This is a genomic window from Agrococcus sp. TSP3-2-1 (assembly GCF_049897585.1).
Classification (GTDB): Bacteria; Actinomycetota; Actinomycetes; order Actinomycetales; family Microbacteriaceae; genus Agrococcus.
Genome location: NZ_JAFCWN010000006.1, coordinates 141,887 through 155,024, shown reverse-complemented (window position 1 = coordinate 155,024; position 13,138 = coordinate 141,887). Strand labels below are relative to the sequence as shown.

12 protein-coding genes are annotated in these 13,138 nt (G+C 72.9%); 8 read left to right on the top strand and 4 right to left on the bottom strand.

The window, feature by feature from the left end; genetic code table 11:
- Nucleotides 1–16: 16 nt before the first annotated feature.
- Nucleotides 17–397, top strand: a complete 381-nt coding sequence (gene rsfS / locus ACP7BI_RS10460; RefSeq protein WP_211449381.1) for a ribosome silencing factor — start codon at nucleotides 17–19, stop codon at nucleotides 395–397.
- Between the two features lie 219 nt (nucleotides 398–616).
- On the opposite strand, the gene ACP7BI_RS10455 is transcribed toward rsfS, so the two are convergent.
- Both ACP7BI_RS10455 and ACP7BI_RS10450 read right to left on the bottom strand, forming a co-directional pair.
- On the bottom strand, nucleotides 617–2,560 hold the full coding sequence (locus ACP7BI_RS10455) for an amidase (RefSeq protein ID WP_425845917.1): 1,944 nt from the start codon (nucleotides 2,558–2,560) through the stop codon (nucleotides 617–619).
- The gene (locus ACP7BI_RS10450) at nucleotides 2,557–3,570 is read right to left on the bottom strand and encodes an agmatine deiminase family protein (RefSeq protein WP_425845915.1); all 1,014 of its coding nucleotides are present in this window, start codon (nucleotides 3,568–3,570) and stop codon (nucleotides 2,557–2,559) included. Before ACP7BI_RS10450 ends, ACP7BI_RS10455 begins: the two co-directional genes overlap by 4 nt.
- 95 nt (nucleotides 3,571–3,665) lie before the next feature.
- On the opposite strand from ACP7BI_RS10450, the gene ACP7BI_RS10445 reads away from it, so the two are divergent.
- The 3 genes from ACP7BI_RS10445 to ACP7BI_RS10435 all read left to right on the top strand — a co-directional run bounded on the left by ACP7BI_RS10445 (nucleotide 3,666) and on the right by ACP7BI_RS10435 (nucleotide 7,301).
- A complete protein-coding gene (locus ACP7BI_RS10445; protein ID WP_425845912.1) occupies nucleotides 3,666–4,292 on the top strand; it encodes a TetR/AcrR family transcriptional regulator in 627 nt (208 codons plus the stop codon).
- Between the two features lie 72 nt (nucleotides 4,293–4,364).
- Nucleotides 4,365–5,726 (top strand): flavin monoamine oxidase family protein, encoded by a 1,362-nt coding sequence (locus ACP7BI_RS10440; protein WP_425845911.1) that lies wholly within the window; start codon nucleotides 4,365–4,367, stop codon nucleotides 5,724–5,726.
- A gap of 30 nt (nucleotides 5,727–5,756) precedes the next feature.
- Nucleotides 5,757–7,301: an APC family permease gene (locus tag ACP7BI_RS10435; protein WP_425845909.1), complete on the top strand. Its 1,545-nt coding sequence runs from the start codon at nucleotides 5,757–5,759 to the stop codon at nucleotides 7,299–7,301.
- 75 nt (nucleotides 7,302–7,376) lie between these two features.
- Here ACP7BI_RS10435 and ACP7BI_RS10430 read toward each other — a convergent pair whose 3' ends face one another.
- Nucleotides 7,377–8,255, bottom strand: coding sequence for a VOC family protein (locus ACP7BI_RS10430; protein WP_425845907.1), 879 nt, complete (start codon nucleotides 8,253–8,255; stop codon nucleotides 7,377–7,379).
- An 83-nt stretch (nucleotides 8,256–8,338) separates the two neighbouring features.
- Here ACP7BI_RS10430 and ACP7BI_RS10425 point away from each other — a divergent pair, with 83 nt between their 5' ends.
- Nucleotides 8,339–8,878: a cyclodeaminase/cyclohydrolase family protein gene (locus ACP7BI_RS10425; protein ID WP_425845905.1), complete on the top strand. Its 540-nt coding sequence runs from the start codon at nucleotides 8,339–8,341 to the stop codon at nucleotides 8,876–8,878.
- Nucleotides 8,879–9,004: 126 nt separating this feature from the next.
- Here the strand turns inward: ACP7BI_RS10425 and ACP7BI_RS10420 are convergent, their stop codons facing one another.
- Nucleotides 9,005–9,478 carry an Lrp/AsnC family transcriptional regulator gene (locus ACP7BI_RS10420; RefSeq protein ID WP_021011006.1) on the bottom strand — a complete coding sequence of 158 codons (474 nt, stop codon included), beginning with the start codon at nucleotides 9,476–9,478 and terminating at the stop codon, nucleotides 9,005–9,007.
- Between the two features lie 176 nt (nucleotides 9,479–9,654).
- Between ACP7BI_RS10420 and ACP7BI_RS10415 the strand changes: the two genes are divergently transcribed.
- Genes ACP7BI_RS10415 through ACP7BI_RS10405 form a run of 3 tightly spaced genes read left to right on the top strand, consistent with a single transcriptional unit; the run spans nucleotide 9,655 to nucleotide 13,129 of the window.
- Nucleotides 9,655–10,779: a thiamine pyrophosphate-dependent enzyme gene (locus ACP7BI_RS10415; RefSeq protein WP_425845903.1), complete on the top strand. Its 1,125-nt coding sequence runs from the start codon at nucleotides 9,655–9,657 to the stop codon at nucleotides 10,777–10,779.
- Nucleotides 10,776–11,807 carry an alpha-ketoacid dehydrogenase subunit beta gene (locus tag ACP7BI_RS10410; protein ID WP_425845901.1) on the top strand — a complete coding sequence of 344 codons (1,032 nt, stop codon included), beginning with the start codon at nucleotides 10,776–10,778 and terminating at the stop codon, nucleotides 11,805–11,807. The genes ACP7BI_RS10415 and ACP7BI_RS10410 overlap by 4 nt, the downstream gene beginning before the upstream one ends.
- Nucleotides 11,804–13,129: a dihydrolipoamide acetyltransferase family protein gene (locus ACP7BI_RS10405; RefSeq protein ID WP_425845899.1), complete on the top strand. Its 1,326-nt coding sequence runs from the start codon at nucleotides 11,804–11,806 to the stop codon at nucleotides 13,127–13,129. Before ACP7BI_RS10410 ends, ACP7BI_RS10405 begins: the two co-directional genes overlap by 4 nt.
- Nucleotides 13,130–13,138 lie beyond the last annotated feature (9 nt).

Genomic DNA, 13,138 nt, shown 5'->3' with positions numbered 1-13,138 from the left:
ACATCAGGAGTGCACGATGAGTGCCGATCAGCGGGCGATCGAACTCGCCCGAGCCGCGGCGCGCGCCGCCGACAAGGCGCTCGCCGTCGACCAGGTGGCGCTCGACGTCTCGGGACAGCTGCCCCTCACCGACGTGTTCCTCATCGCTACCGGGCGCAACGAGCGGCAGGTGAGCGCGATCGCGCGCGACATCGAGGATGCGCTCATCGTCGACGGCGCGAAGCCGATCCGCCGCGAGGGCCGCGCCGACGGGCGTTGGGTGCTGCTCGACTTCTCCGACATCGTCGTGCACATCTTCCACGAGGAGGAGCGCACCTACTACCAGCTCGAGCGGCTCTGGCGCGATGCGCCGGTCGTCGACCTGCAGCTGCCCGAGGCTCCCGCCACCGCCGAGTAGCGCCCGCCGGCGCTGGCTTGCGCCTCCACGCTCGCGCGCTGCACCGGCACGTGAGCGGTCAACTCGGCGCGTGAGCGGTCGACTCCGCGCGTGAGCGGTCAACTCCGCGCGTGAGCGGTCACTCGAAGTGACCGCTCACATGCCGAAGTGACCGCTCAAATGCCGAAGTGACCGCTCACACGCCAGGATGACCGCTCAGAGGCGGAGCTTCGCGACTGCTCAGGCCCGCGCGAACGCGCCCGCGTCGCCGCCTTGACCGCGCACGAGCGCGACGACCATGCTGCCGCGCACGCGGGCGGTGAAGCGCTCGCCCTCGAGGGCCGGCTCCACTTGGGCGCCGTCGATCCAGAGCGCGATCGCCTCGCCCGCCGCGCGACCGGTGACGACGAGCTCCTCGCCGTCGCGGGTCGCCCGCAGCTCGATGCTCGCGGCGGCGTCGGCCGTGCCGAGCAGCGCGGTCCACTGCGTGGGCGGCAGCTCCGGCGTCCTGGGCGGCACCGTGCGCCGCTGGCGCTGCGCCTCGATCGCGAGCCCGATGCGCAGCAGGCGCTCGTCGTCGTAGGGTCGGCCGGCGATCGTGAGCCCCACGGGCATCCCGATGTCGTGCATCGTGCCCATCGGCACGGTGACGGTCGGGATGCCGAAGTGCCGCCAGACGAGGTTGCCGTTCGCGACCCACGTGCCGTTCCGCCACGCGAGCTCGGCCGAGGCCGGGTTCGTGTCGGCGTCGGCGGGAGCGACGTCCGCAAGCGTCGGCATCACGACGACGTCGATCCCGTTGGCATCGAGCCACTCGTCCCAGTCGAGGCGGCGCGTCTCCTCGAGCCCCGCGATGCCGTCAGCCATCGCGGGGATGTCCTCGAGCTCGGGCACCGGCAGCGACGGGAACTCCGCGAGGTCGATGCTCGCCGCAGGCTCGAACGCGGGAGAGCTGCGCTCGAAGCGATCGGGGAGCGCACCGGGCGGATGCGGGAAGATGCGCTCGCCGTCGACGTCGCGGAGGTGCAGCAGGGCGGGATCGCCGTTGCGCTGCAGGAAGCCCTCCCACGCCCACACCGCGAGCTCGCGCAGCTCGCTCTCGATGAAGCGCGGCGGCACGATGCCGCGGTCGAGGAGGTGCGGCGCGCCGACGCGATCGCCCTCGTAGCTCGACACGAGCGGCAGGTCGGTCTCGACGACCGTCGCGCCGGCGGCGCGGAGGTCGTCGGCCATCGCGCGCCACAGCTCGAGCACGCTCTCGCGCGTCGGGATGGGCGTGCGGAGGTCGGGGTCGGCGTCGATGTACATGCGCGGCACTGCGATCGTGAGGCCCGCGAGCGGGGCGGGCTCGAGCGCGGCGAAGGATGCGGGGCGCACGTCGGCGACGGCCGGCACGTCGAGCCACGGCTGCTGCCGCCAGAAGTCGCCGTCGGTGCGCTCGTCCGGCACGACGAGCGCGTCGAGCGCCGCGAGCAGGTCGGCCATCGAGCGGGTGTGCGGCACGACGACGTCCATGGTCGGCACGAGCGCCCAGTTGCCGCGCATCGAGATGAGGCCGCGGGAGGGTGTGTAGGCGCACAGTGCGTTGCAGCTCGCCGGCGCGCGGCCCGACGACCACGTCTCCTCGCCGAGCCCGATGACCCCGATCGACGCGGCGGTCGCGCTGCCCGAGCCGTTGGACGACCCCGAGCCGAACGCGCTCGTGAGCCACTCGGCGCTGTAGGGGCTCTCGGCGCGGCCGCGGAGGCCCCGCTGCATGCCGCCGTTCGCCATCGGGGGCATCGTCGTGAGCCCGATGAGCACGGCTCCGGCATCGCGCATCCGCTCGATCGCGAACGCGTCCTCGCCCGCGACGAGGTGCTCGAACGCGGGGCTGCCGGCCGAGACGGTCATGCCGCGCGCGGAGTAGCTCTCCTTCGCGGTGAAGGGGATGCCGTCGAGCGGCCCGGCGGGTCGGCCCGCGCGGATCCTCGCGTCGGCGGCCGCGGCCGCCTCGAAGACGTCGGGCGCGAGCACGGGCACGGCGTTCAGCCGCGGACCGGCGACGTCGAACGCGGCGATCCGCGCGAGCGTGAGCGCCGCGAGCTCGGTCGCGGTCGTCCGCCCCGCGTCGAGCTCGGCCCGGAGCGAGCGCACGCTCGCCTCGACGAGCCGCACTCCGTGCACCGAGCCCACCTCGCTCACGCGGCGCTCCTCGGCTGCTGCTGCGTGATGCAGTGGATGCCGCCGCCGCGCGCGAAGAGCTCGCGCGCGTCGACCGTCACGGCGCGCCGGCCGGGGTAGACCGCCTCGAGCACCTCGCGCGCGGACTGGTCGGCGGCGGGGTCGCCGAAGCCGCACGCGATGACGCCGTCGTTCACGATCACGTGGTTGACGTACGACCAGTCGACCCAGCCCTCGTCGTCGCGGAGGGTCGCGGGCGCGGGCAGCGGCACGACCTCGAGCCGAGCGCCGCTCGCGTCGACCGCCTCGGCGAGCAGCCTCGCGGTGTCGCGCGAGACGGCGTGGTCGGGGTGCTCGGGGGAGCGCTGCTCGTGCACGAGCACGCGCCCGTCGCCGACGAGCGACGCGACGATGTCGACGTGGCCGCGCGTGCCGTAGCGCTCGTAGTCGCGCGTGAGGCCGCGGGGGAGCCAGATGGGATGCGTCGCGCCGATCGTGCGCTCGAGCTCGGCCTCGACCTCGGCGCGGGAGATGCCGGGGTTCCGACCCGGGTCGCGCTGCACCGTCTCGGTCAGCAGCACGGTGCCGCGGCCGTCGACGTGGATCGCGCCGCCCTCGTTGACGAGCTCGGAGGGGATGCGCTCGGCGCCGGCGAGGTCGGCGACGATCGCGCCGATGCGCGAGTCGTGCTCCCAGCTCGCCCAGTCCTGCGCGCCCCAGCCGTTGAAGACCCAGTCGACGGCGCCGAGCCTGCCGCGCTCGTCGAGCACGAACGTGGGGCCGATGTCGCGCATCCACGCGTCGTCGAGCGGCGCCTCGACGAGCGTCACGGCGCTCGAGAGCAGCCGCCGCGCGACGCCCACCTCTTCGGCGTCGACGATCATCGTCACGGGCTCGAACTCGCTCGCGGCGTTGGCGACCGCGGCCCACGCCTCGTGCGCCGCCGTGGCCTCCGCGGGCGTGTCGCCGGCGTTCGGGCCGTGCGGGAACGCCATCCACAGCCGCTCGTGCGGGTCCGATTCCACGGGCATGCGCCAGGACATCCCTCTCCCATCATCGCGAACGCTATTGATCGATTGATCAATAGCCTGGGTCGACAAGTTACTGTGGTCGCGGCGAGGAAGCAATGACCCCAGCGAAGCGAGTCCGGAAGAGTCCCGAGGAGCGGCGCGCCGACGTGCACGGCGCGGCGCGAGCGATCGCGCTCGAATCCGGCCTGAGCGCCGTCACGCAGCGCGCGGTCGCCGAGCGCGCCGGCGTCGCGCCCGGCCTCGTGACGCACTACGCCGACCGCATGGAGCTCCTCGTCGCCGAGGTCTTCCGCGACATCGCGCAAGAGGAGCTCGAGAGCGTGCGGGCGAGCGTCGAGGCCGTGGACGGCGGCGACGTCGAGCGCGTGATCGCGCTGCTGCACGGGCTCATCCGCGACTACCGACGCGACGTCGCGCTCGTCTGGCTCGACGGCTGGAGCCTGTCGCGGCGCAACGAGGAGCTCGCCGTGACGCTCGTCGACCAGGCGCGGGCGTGGGAGGACTTCGTCGCCGGCGTCTTCGAGCGAGGGGATGCCTCGGGTGCCTTCCGCGCGCCGGACTCCCTCGCGCTCGCGCGCTTCGTCATCGGTGCGACCGACGGCTTGAGCGCCCAGGCGACGGTGTGGGCGGGGCACGAGGAGGAGACGGTGCGCTACGTCACCCGCACCGTCGCGGGACTGCTCGGCATCCCCACCTCGGCGCTCGCGCGCGGCGCCTATTGATCATTTGGCCAATAGTGTGCGACACTCGCTGGCGCGGCGCGGAGCAGCGCCGACGACGGAGGGATCGACACCATGCTGGAACGCGCGAGCGACGTCCTCGTGATCGGCGCCGGGGCCGCTGGCCTCAGCGCGGCGACGCGCCTCGTCGAGTCGGGCTTGACGGTCACGGTGCTCGAGGCGCGCGACCGCGTCGGCGGGCGCACGTGGACTCGGGAGATCGACGGCGCGGTGCTCGAGATCGGCGGCCAGTGGGTCTCGCCCGACCAGGAGGCGCTGCTCGAGACGCTCGACCGGCTCGGGCTCGAGACCTACGCGCGCTACCGCGAGGGCGAGAGCATCTACGTCGACCGCGAGGGCCAGCGCCACCGCTACACGGGAGAGATCTTCCCGGCCGGTGCCGAGACCGAGGCCGAGATCGAGCGCCTCATCGGCATCCTCGACGGGCTCGCGACCGAGGTCGGCGCGACCGCGCCCTGGGCGCACCCGCGGGCGGCGGAGTTCGACGCCATCTCGTGGCACCACTGGCTCCGCACCCAGTCCGACGACGAATCCGCGTGCGAGATCGTCTCGATCTACGTCGCCGAGGCGATGCTCACGAAGCCCGCGCACTCGTTCAGCCTGCTGCAGGCGCTCCTCATGGCGGCCTCGGCCGGCGGCTTCGCCAACCTCGTCGACGAGGACTTCATCCTCGACCGCCGCGTCGTCGGCGGCATGCAGCAGGTCTCGCTGCGGCTCGCCGAGCAGCTGGGCGACTCGGTCGTGCTGAACGCGCCCGTGCGTCGCCTCGAGCACTCGGCCGACGGGGTCGTCGCGCACGCCGACGGCGGCGTGGTCGTCCGCGCGAAGCGCGCGGTCGTCGCGGTGCCGCCCAACCTCTACTCGCGCATCGACTTCCAGCCGCCGCTGCCGCGCCTGCACCAGCAGATGCACCAGCACGTCTCGCTCGGCCTCGTCATCAAGGTGCACGCCGTCTACGCCTCGCCGTTCTGGCGCGAGGACGGTCTCTCTGGCACGGTCTTCGCCCCGCACAGCCCCGTGCACGAGGTCTACGACAACACGAACCACGAGGACGAGCGGGGCACGCTCGTCGCCTTCATCTCCGACCTGCAGGCGGATGCGTCGTTCGGGCTCGGACCGGAGGCGCAGCGCGCCGCGATCCTCGAGCAGCTCGCAGCCTACTTCGGCCCGCGCGCGCTCGAGCCCGAGGTCTTCTACCTCTCCGACTGGGGCGCGGAGGAGTGGACGCGCGGCGCCTACGCCGCGAGCTTCGACATCGGCGGCCTCTCGCGCTACGGCGCGATGCAGCGCGAGCCGCTCGGCCCGCTGCACTGGGCGTGCAGCGACATCGCCGCCGAGGGCTACCAGCACGTCGACGGCGCGATCCGTCGCGGCTGGGCCGCGGCCGACGAGGTCATCGACGAGCTCGGCGACTGACCGAGCCAGAACCGGATAGAGGAGTCAAAGGTGACTGCAACACGAGCGGCCGACGCCGCCGTCTCGAACAAGGGCCTCGCGCCCGGCACCGTCGGGGTGCTCGGGGCCGTCGTGATCGGCGTCTCGACGATCGCGCCCGCCTACACCTTCACCGCGGCGATCGGCCCGACGGTGAGCGCTGTCGGCGTGCAGGTGCCCGCCATCATCCTGCTCGGCTTCGTGCCCATGCTGCTCGTGGCGTTCGGCTACCGCGAGCTCAACCGTGCGATGCCCGACGCCGGCACCTCGTTCACGTGGGCCACCCGCGCCTTCGGCCCGTACGTGGGCTGGATGGCCGGCTGGGGCCTCGTGATCGCGACCGTGCTCGTGCTCTCGAACCTCGCGGGCATCGCGGTCGACTTCCTCTACCTGCTGCTCGCGCAGATCACGGGCAACGAGTCGATCGCCGAGCTCGCGGCGAACCCTTTCATCAACGTCATCACGTGCCTCGCGTTCATGGCGGCCGCGACGTTCATCTCGTACCGCGACATCGAGACCACGCAGCGCCTGCAGCTCGCGCTCGTCGCCTTCCAGGTGCTCGTGCTGCTCGCCTTCGGCATCACCGCACTCGTGCGGGCTTCCTCCGGCGAGGCGCTCGACCACACCCCGATCGACCCGTCGTGGTTCAGCGTGTTCCAGGCGCCGTCGGTCAGCGCGGTCATCGCGGGCCTGTCGCTCTCGATCTTCATCTTCTGGGGCTGGGACGTCGTGCTCACGATGAACGAGGAGGCGAAGGACCCGGCGCGCACGCCCGGCCGCGCCGCCGCGATCACGATCGTCATCGTGCTCGGCCTCTACCTGCTGCTCGCGATCGCGCTGCTCGCCTTCGCAGGCGTCGGCGACACCGGTCTCGGACTCGGCAACGCCGACATCCAGGAGAACGTGCTGTTCTTCCTCTCCGACCCGATCATGGGGCCGATCGCCTGGCTCGTCTCGCTCGCGGTGCTCACGTCGTCGGCGGCGTCGCTGCAGTCGACCGCGCTCTCACCGGCACGCACGCTGCTCGCGATGGGGCACTACCGCGCCGTGCCCGCGCGCTTCGCGACCGTGCACCCGCGCTTCCGCACGCCCGGCTTCGCGGCGGTCGTCTCGGCGCTCGTCGCGAGCGGCTTCTACGCGGTCATGCGCTTCGTGAGCGAGAACGTCCTGTGGGACACCATCACGGCGCTCGGCATGATGGTGTGCTTCTACTACGGCCTGACGGCGCTGAGCGCGGTCTGGTACTTCCGCAAGACGTCGACCTCGTCGGGGGTCAAGGCGTTCCTGGTGCAGCTGCTCGCGCCGCTGCTCGGCGGCATCATGCTCGTGGTGCTCTTCGTGCAGACGCTCGTCGACAGCCTCGACCCGGCCTACGGCTCGGGCTCCGAGATCGGCGGCGTCGGCCTCGTCGGCATCCTCGGCGTCGGCATGCTGCTGCTGGGCGTCGTGCTCATGCTCATCATGCGCAAGCTGCGCCCGGCGTTCTTCCGCGGCGAGGTGCTGCCGATGGGCTTCAACAGGGGCGACCTCGACACGAAGGCGCTCTTCATCAAGTAGCGGCGCCCACGACGACGGATGCGTCCGGCCCGGTCCGCACGGACCGCGCCGGACGCATCCGCGCTGTCTGCTTGCCTAGCCCGCGAGCGAGGGCGTGAGCGTGATGACGTTCGCCCACGGGTCCTCGAAGCGGAGGCTCTGGCCGTCGTCGGCGACCGCGACGCCCGCGGACGCGAGCCGCTCGCGCGCCGAGCCGAGCGCATCCGCATCGGGCACCCGGATCTCGACGCGGCCGAGCCCGAGCGTGTCGGCGCGGCGACCGGCGCCGCGCGAGTTCCACACGTTCATCGCCATGTGGTGGTGGTAGCCGCCCGCGCTCACGAAGAGCGCCGTGCTGCCGAGCGAGGCGGTCTCGGCGAAGCCGAGCGCGCCGACGTAGAAGTCGCGCGCGGTCGCGACGTCGCCGACCTGCAGGTGCACGTGGCCGACCTTCGCGTCGATCGGCGCCGTCGCCGACTGCCCGAACGAGCCGCGGTCGAGGTGCTCGCTGACGAAGCGGTTCGGGTCGATGAACTCCGTCGTCATGTAGACCTTGCCGCCCTCCCAGCGCCACTGGTCGCGCGGTCGGTCGACGTAGAGCTCGACGCCGTTGCCGTCGGGGTCGGCGAAGTAGAACGCCTCGGAGACGTGGTGGTCGCCGGTGCCGGCGAACTGGATGCCGGGGATCTGCGTCATCCGCACGACCGCGGCGGCGAGGGCGGCGTGCGTCGGGTAGAGGATCGCGGTGTGGAACAGGCCCGCGTCGGCCGGGTTCGGGCCGCGCAGGTCGGGCGCCTCCTCGAGCACGAGGATCGTGCGGCCGCCCACGCCGAGCTCGACGACGCCCGGGCGCTCGGCGATGTGCTCGAGGCCGACCCCGGCGGTGTACCAGTGCACGAGCCGAGCGAGCTTCGCGGTCTTGAGCATCACCGGGCCCATGTCGGTGGCGTCGGGCAGCAGGTCGATGGTGTCCATGAGTTCCTCCACGGGAGGCAACGCCCTCGCTCGCGGGGCATTCCGGGCGGGCCCTCGGGAACCGCCGGGTATGGTCGCGCTCCATGGGCGAGAGCGTGTGGACCGACCGTGCCGACGAGCTGCTGCTGCGCACGGCCTCGGCCGAGCCGACGCCGGGCAGCGGCGCGGCGGCCGCGGTCGCCGGCGCGCTCGGCATCGCGCTCGTGCTCAAGGCGCTCACGATCACCGACGACGACGGATGCGCTGCGGCACGCGCCAGGGGAGAGGCCCTCGTCGAGCGCGTGGTGGCGGCTGCCGACGCGGACGTCGAAGCGTTCGCCGAGGTGATCGACGCGGACGGTGGTGCGGACGCCGAGCGGGCGCTCGCCCGGGCCGCCGCCGTGCCGCTCGACCTCGCGGCAGCGCTCGTCGACGCGCTCGCGCTCGCTCGCGAGGCGGAGCCGCTCGTGAAGCCGACGCTCGAGAGCGACGTGCTCGGCGGCGCCGACCTCGTGCGCGGCGCCGCGGCGGTCGCGCTGCGGGCGGCCGAGCTCAACGTGGCGTCGCTCGAGGACCGCGACGCCGCCGACGCACCGGCGTTGCGGCAGCGCCTCGACGCGCTCGGGAAGCAGCTCGCCGAGTAGCCGGCTGCGACGCGAGGCGACGCGGACCCGATCTCGGCGCGCGGACCCGAGATCTCGGGTCCCGCCGCCGAGGTGGGGTCCGCGGAGGCGACCGCGTCGGCGCGAGCGGGTCGACCGCGTCGGGTCTCAGCGCGCCTGCAGGTCCCGCTCGAGCACGGGGGCGAGCCGGAAGGGGATGAGCTCGCCCATCGACAGCCACGTCTCGGTGCGCTCGACCCCGTCGCACGCGAGCACGAGCTTGTTGATGCGGTAGAGGTCCTCCGCGTCGCGGCACACCGCGCGCACGAGCACGTCGGCCTGGCCCGAGAGCCCGAACGCCTGCACGACCTCGGGGATCCGCCGCAGCTGCTCGACGACCTCGTCGATGCGCGGCTGGTCGACGTGCGTCGCCATGAACACCGTGAGGGGGTAGCCGAGGGCCGCGGCGTGGAACCTGCGGTCGAAGCCCTGCAGCGCATCCGACGCCTCGAGCGCCGCCACCCGGTTCTGCACCGTGTTGCGCGCGAGGCCGAGCTGCTCGGCGATCGCGGCGTTCGTGATGCGCGGATGCCGCGTGAGCTCGAGCAGGATCCGGCGGTCGGTGTCATCGACGATGCGCATGCTGCGCAATCTAGCGCAGCCGATGCGCCCGCGGAATGCGCGCACCGCGCAGCCTGCGTGTCGCAGATTGCGCGGAGTGACTTCCGGCGATACGGTCTCCCCACGATCGACGAGGCGCACCAGCCTGGCCGATCCGACCGGCGCCCACCAGGCGCTTCGAACAAGGAGGTTCGCTCGTGTCGATCACCGTGCCCGCTCCCGACCCCGCGCTCGCCGCCGGCCTCGACTGCCCGCTGCGCGTCCTCGACCTCGACGGCACCCGCCTGCACGACCCGCTGCTCGACGCCCACCTCGGCGACATCGACGAGTCGGCGCTCGCCGACCTCTACCTCGACATGGTGCGCGTGCGCCGCCTCGACACCGAGGCGTTCGCCCTCACGCGCCAGGGCCACCTCGTGCTGTGGCCGCCGCTGCTCGGCCAGGAGGCCGCGCAGGTCGGCGCCGCCCGCTCGCTCGAGCAGCGCGACTGGGTCTTCGGCTCCTACCGCGAGCACGGCTTCGCGCTCCTGCGCGGCGCCGACATGGCCGAGTTCGCGCGCATCTGGAAGGCCTACGCGCACGGCGGCTGGGACCCGCACGAGATCAACATGGCGCCCTCGCAGATCATCATCGGCGCCCAGAGCCTGCACGGCGTCGGCTACGCGATGGCGGCGAAGATGGATGGGTCGGACGAGGTCGCGCTCACCGCGTTCGGCGACGGCGCCACGAGCGAGGGCGACGTCAACGAGGCGCTCGTGTGGGCATCCGCGTTCCAGGCGCCCGTGATCTTCCTCTGCCAGAACAACCAGTACGCGATCTCCGAGCCCGTCGCCGTGCAGTCGGGCGGCCTGCCGCTCGCGCTGCGCCCGACCGGCTTCGGCATCCCGTCGATGCGCGTCGACGGCAACGACGTGCTCGCGATGCTCGCCGCCGGCCGCATCGCCGTCGAGCGCGCGCGCTCGGGTGGCGGCCCGACGTTCATCGAGGCCGTCACCTATCGCCGAGGCCCCCACACGACGACCGACGACCCGAAGCGCTACCGCGACGAGGCGGAGGTCGAGGAGTGGGTCGCGAAGGACCCGATCGACCGCGTCGAGCGCGCGCTCGCTCGCTGCGGCGTCGACATGGACGCTGTGCGCGCCGAGGCGAAGGTGCGCGCCGACCGGCTCGCGAAGGAGTTCCGCGCCGCCGCGGAGCACGCCGAGCCGCCCGCCGCCGAGGAGATCTTCGACAACGTCTACGCGCAGCCGAGCCGCCGGCTCGAGCGCCAGCGCGCCGAGCACCTCGCGTTCGTCGCGAGCCTCGCGGAGGAGAGCAAGTGACCGAGACGCTCACGCTCGCGAAGGCCGTCAACGCGGCCCTCGCAGATTCCCTCGAGGGCGACGACCGGGTCCTGCTCATGGGCGAGGACATCGGCCAGCTCGGCGGCGTCTTCCGCGTCACCGACGGCCTGCAGGCGCGCTTCGGCACGCAGCGCGTCATCGACTCGCCGCTCGCCGAGTCGGCCATCATCGGCACCGCGATCGGCATGAGCTACCGCGGCTTCCGCGTGGTGACGGAGATCCAGTTCGACGGCTTCATCTACCCCGCGTTCGACCAGATCGTCGCGCAGGTCGCGAAGCTCCGCTACCGCTCGCGCGGCCGCGTCACGATGCCGCTCACGATCCGCGTGCCCTACGGTGGCGCGATCGGCTCGGTCGAGCACCACTCCGAGAGCCCCGAGTCGTACTTCGCCCACACCGCGGGCCTCCGCGTCGTGACCGCGTCGACGCCGCAGGAGGCGTACTCGACGCTGCGCGCGGCGATCGCGAGCGACGACCCGGTGCTGTTCTTCGAGCCGAAGGGCAAGTACTACACGAAGGGCGAGGTCGACCGCTCGGTCGTCCGCGACCTCGAGACGGCGAACGTCGTCGCGAGCGGTCGCGACGTGACGATCGCCGCCTACGGCCCGACCGTCGAGACGGCGCTCCGCGCGGCGATCGCCGCCGCCGACGAGGGCATCGAGGTCGAGGTGATCGACCTCCGCTCGATCTCACCGCTCGACGTCGACACGGTCGTCGAGTCGGTGCGCCGCACCGGCCGGCTCGTCGTCACGCACGAGGCGCCCGCCGAGGCATCCGTCTCCTCCGAGCTCATCACCTCGGTCGTCGAGCGCGCCTTCTCGAGCCTCGAGGCGCCGCCCGAGCGCGTCACCGGCTACGACACGCCCTACCCGCCGTCGGCCGTCGAGCACGACTACCTGCCGAGCCTCGACCGGCTGCTCGACGCGGTCGACCGCACGCTCGGCCGCCGCAACTCGCGCACCGAGCTCGACTACGCATCCGTCACCGCACTGGGAGCCGCACGATGAAGACGTTCCTGCTGCCCGACCTCGGCGAGGGCCTCACCGACAGCGAGATCGTCGCGTGGCGCGTCAAGGAGGGCGACGCGGTCGAGCTCAACCAGCCGCTCGCCGACATCGAGACGGCGAAGGCCGTCGTCGAGCTGCCGAGCCCCTACGAGGGCACGATCGCGAAGCTCCACGCCGCCGAGGGCGAGACGGTCGACGTCGGCGCGCCGCTCATCGACTTCGATGTCGCGGGCGATGACGCGCCTGCGCCGTCGGGGTCGGGTGCGTCGGCCACGGATGCGTCGGCGCACGACGATCCCGCACCCTCGCCCGCGGGCGGCCCGGTCGCGACGCCCGACGCGACCGTCGCCGAGGTGCGCGACGCCCCGGCGCCGGAGGAGAAGCCCGAGAAGGTCTCGGTGCTCGTCGGCCACATCACCGTGCACGGCGGCAAGCCCACCAGGAAGCGCCGCGCGTGGGACGTCGAGCCCTTCACGCGGCAGGAGCGGCCGAGCGGCCGCCCCAACCGCGCGATGCCGCCCGTCCGCAAGCTCGCGAAGGAGCGCGGCATCGACCTGCAGTCGGTGCGGCCCTCGGGCCGTGACGGCCTCGTCACGCGCGCCGACCTCGAGACCGCAGGCACCGCATCCGGTCCCCAGGCCCAGCCGCAGCCCGCGTCGACGCGCGAGAAGGTCACGGGGCTGCGCAAGCACACCGCCGCCGCGATGACGCAATCGGCGCTCACCGTGCCGCACGCCGCGACGTTCCACCAGGTCGACGTGACCGAGACGCTCGCGCTCGCCCGCTCGGGCGACGCGTCGTTCCTCGCGCTCGCGAGCCGGGCGATCCTGCTCGCCGCGAAGCGCTGGCCCGACGTGACGGCCGCCTTCCACGCCGACACGATGGAGCTCGAGCGCTTCGCGCACATCAACCTCGGCATCGCCGTCTCGACCGACCGCGGGCTCGTGGTCGCCTCGATCGACGAGGCGGAGTCGATGGATGCGTCGGCGCTCACGGCCGCGATCAAGGACCGCGCGACGCGCGCCCGCGAGGGCTCGCTCACGATGGCCGAGCTCACGTCGTCGAACATCACGATCTCGAACGTCGGCGTCTTCGGCGTCGACGGCGGCATCCCGATCCTCAACCCGGGGGAGTCGGCGATCATCGCGCTCGGCGCCGTGCGGCGGATGCCGTGGGAGCACGAGGGCGAGATCGTGCTGCGCGACGTGTGCACCGTGACCGTCTCGTTCGACCACCGCGTGCTCGACGGCCGCGAGGCGGCGGGCTTCCTCGCCGACATCGCCGCTGTGCTCGAGCGCCCGGCGCTCGCGCTGGCGCGCTGATGCCGGCTC

Bases quoted from the DNA above. Each gene is read 5' to 3' on its own strand.
- rsfS (WP_211449381.1), top strand. From the start codon at position 17: ATGAGTGCCGATCAGCGGGCGATCGAACTCGCCCGAGCCGCGGCGCGC.
- ACP7BI_RS10450 (WP_425845915.1), bottom strand. From the start codon at position 3,570: ATGCCCGTGGAATCGGACCCGCACGAGCGGCTGTGGATGGCGTTCCCG.
- ACP7BI_RS10445 (WP_425845912.1), top strand. From the start codon at position 3,666: ATGACCCCAGCGAAGCGAGTCCGGAAGAGTCCCGAGGAGCGGCGCGCC.
- ACP7BI_RS10440 (WP_425845911.1), top strand. From the start codon at position 4,365: ATGCTGGAACGCGCGAGCGACGTCCTCGTGATCGGCGCCGGGGCCGCT.
- ACP7BI_RS10430 (WP_425845907.1), bottom strand. From the start codon at position 8,255: ATGGACACCATCGACCTGCTGCCCGACGCCACCGACATGGGCCCGGTG.
- ACP7BI_RS10425 (WP_425845905.1), top strand. From the start codon at position 8,339: ATGGGCGAGAGCGTGTGGACCGACCGTGCCGACGAGCTGCTGCTGCGC.
- ACP7BI_RS10420 (WP_021011006.1), bottom strand. From the start codon at position 9,478: ATGCGCATCGTCGATGACACCGACCGCCGGATCCTGCTCGAGCTCACG.
- ACP7BI_RS10405 (WP_425845899.1), top strand. From the start codon at position 11,804: ATGAAGACGTTCCTGCTGCCCGACCTCGGCGAGGGCCTCACCGACAGC.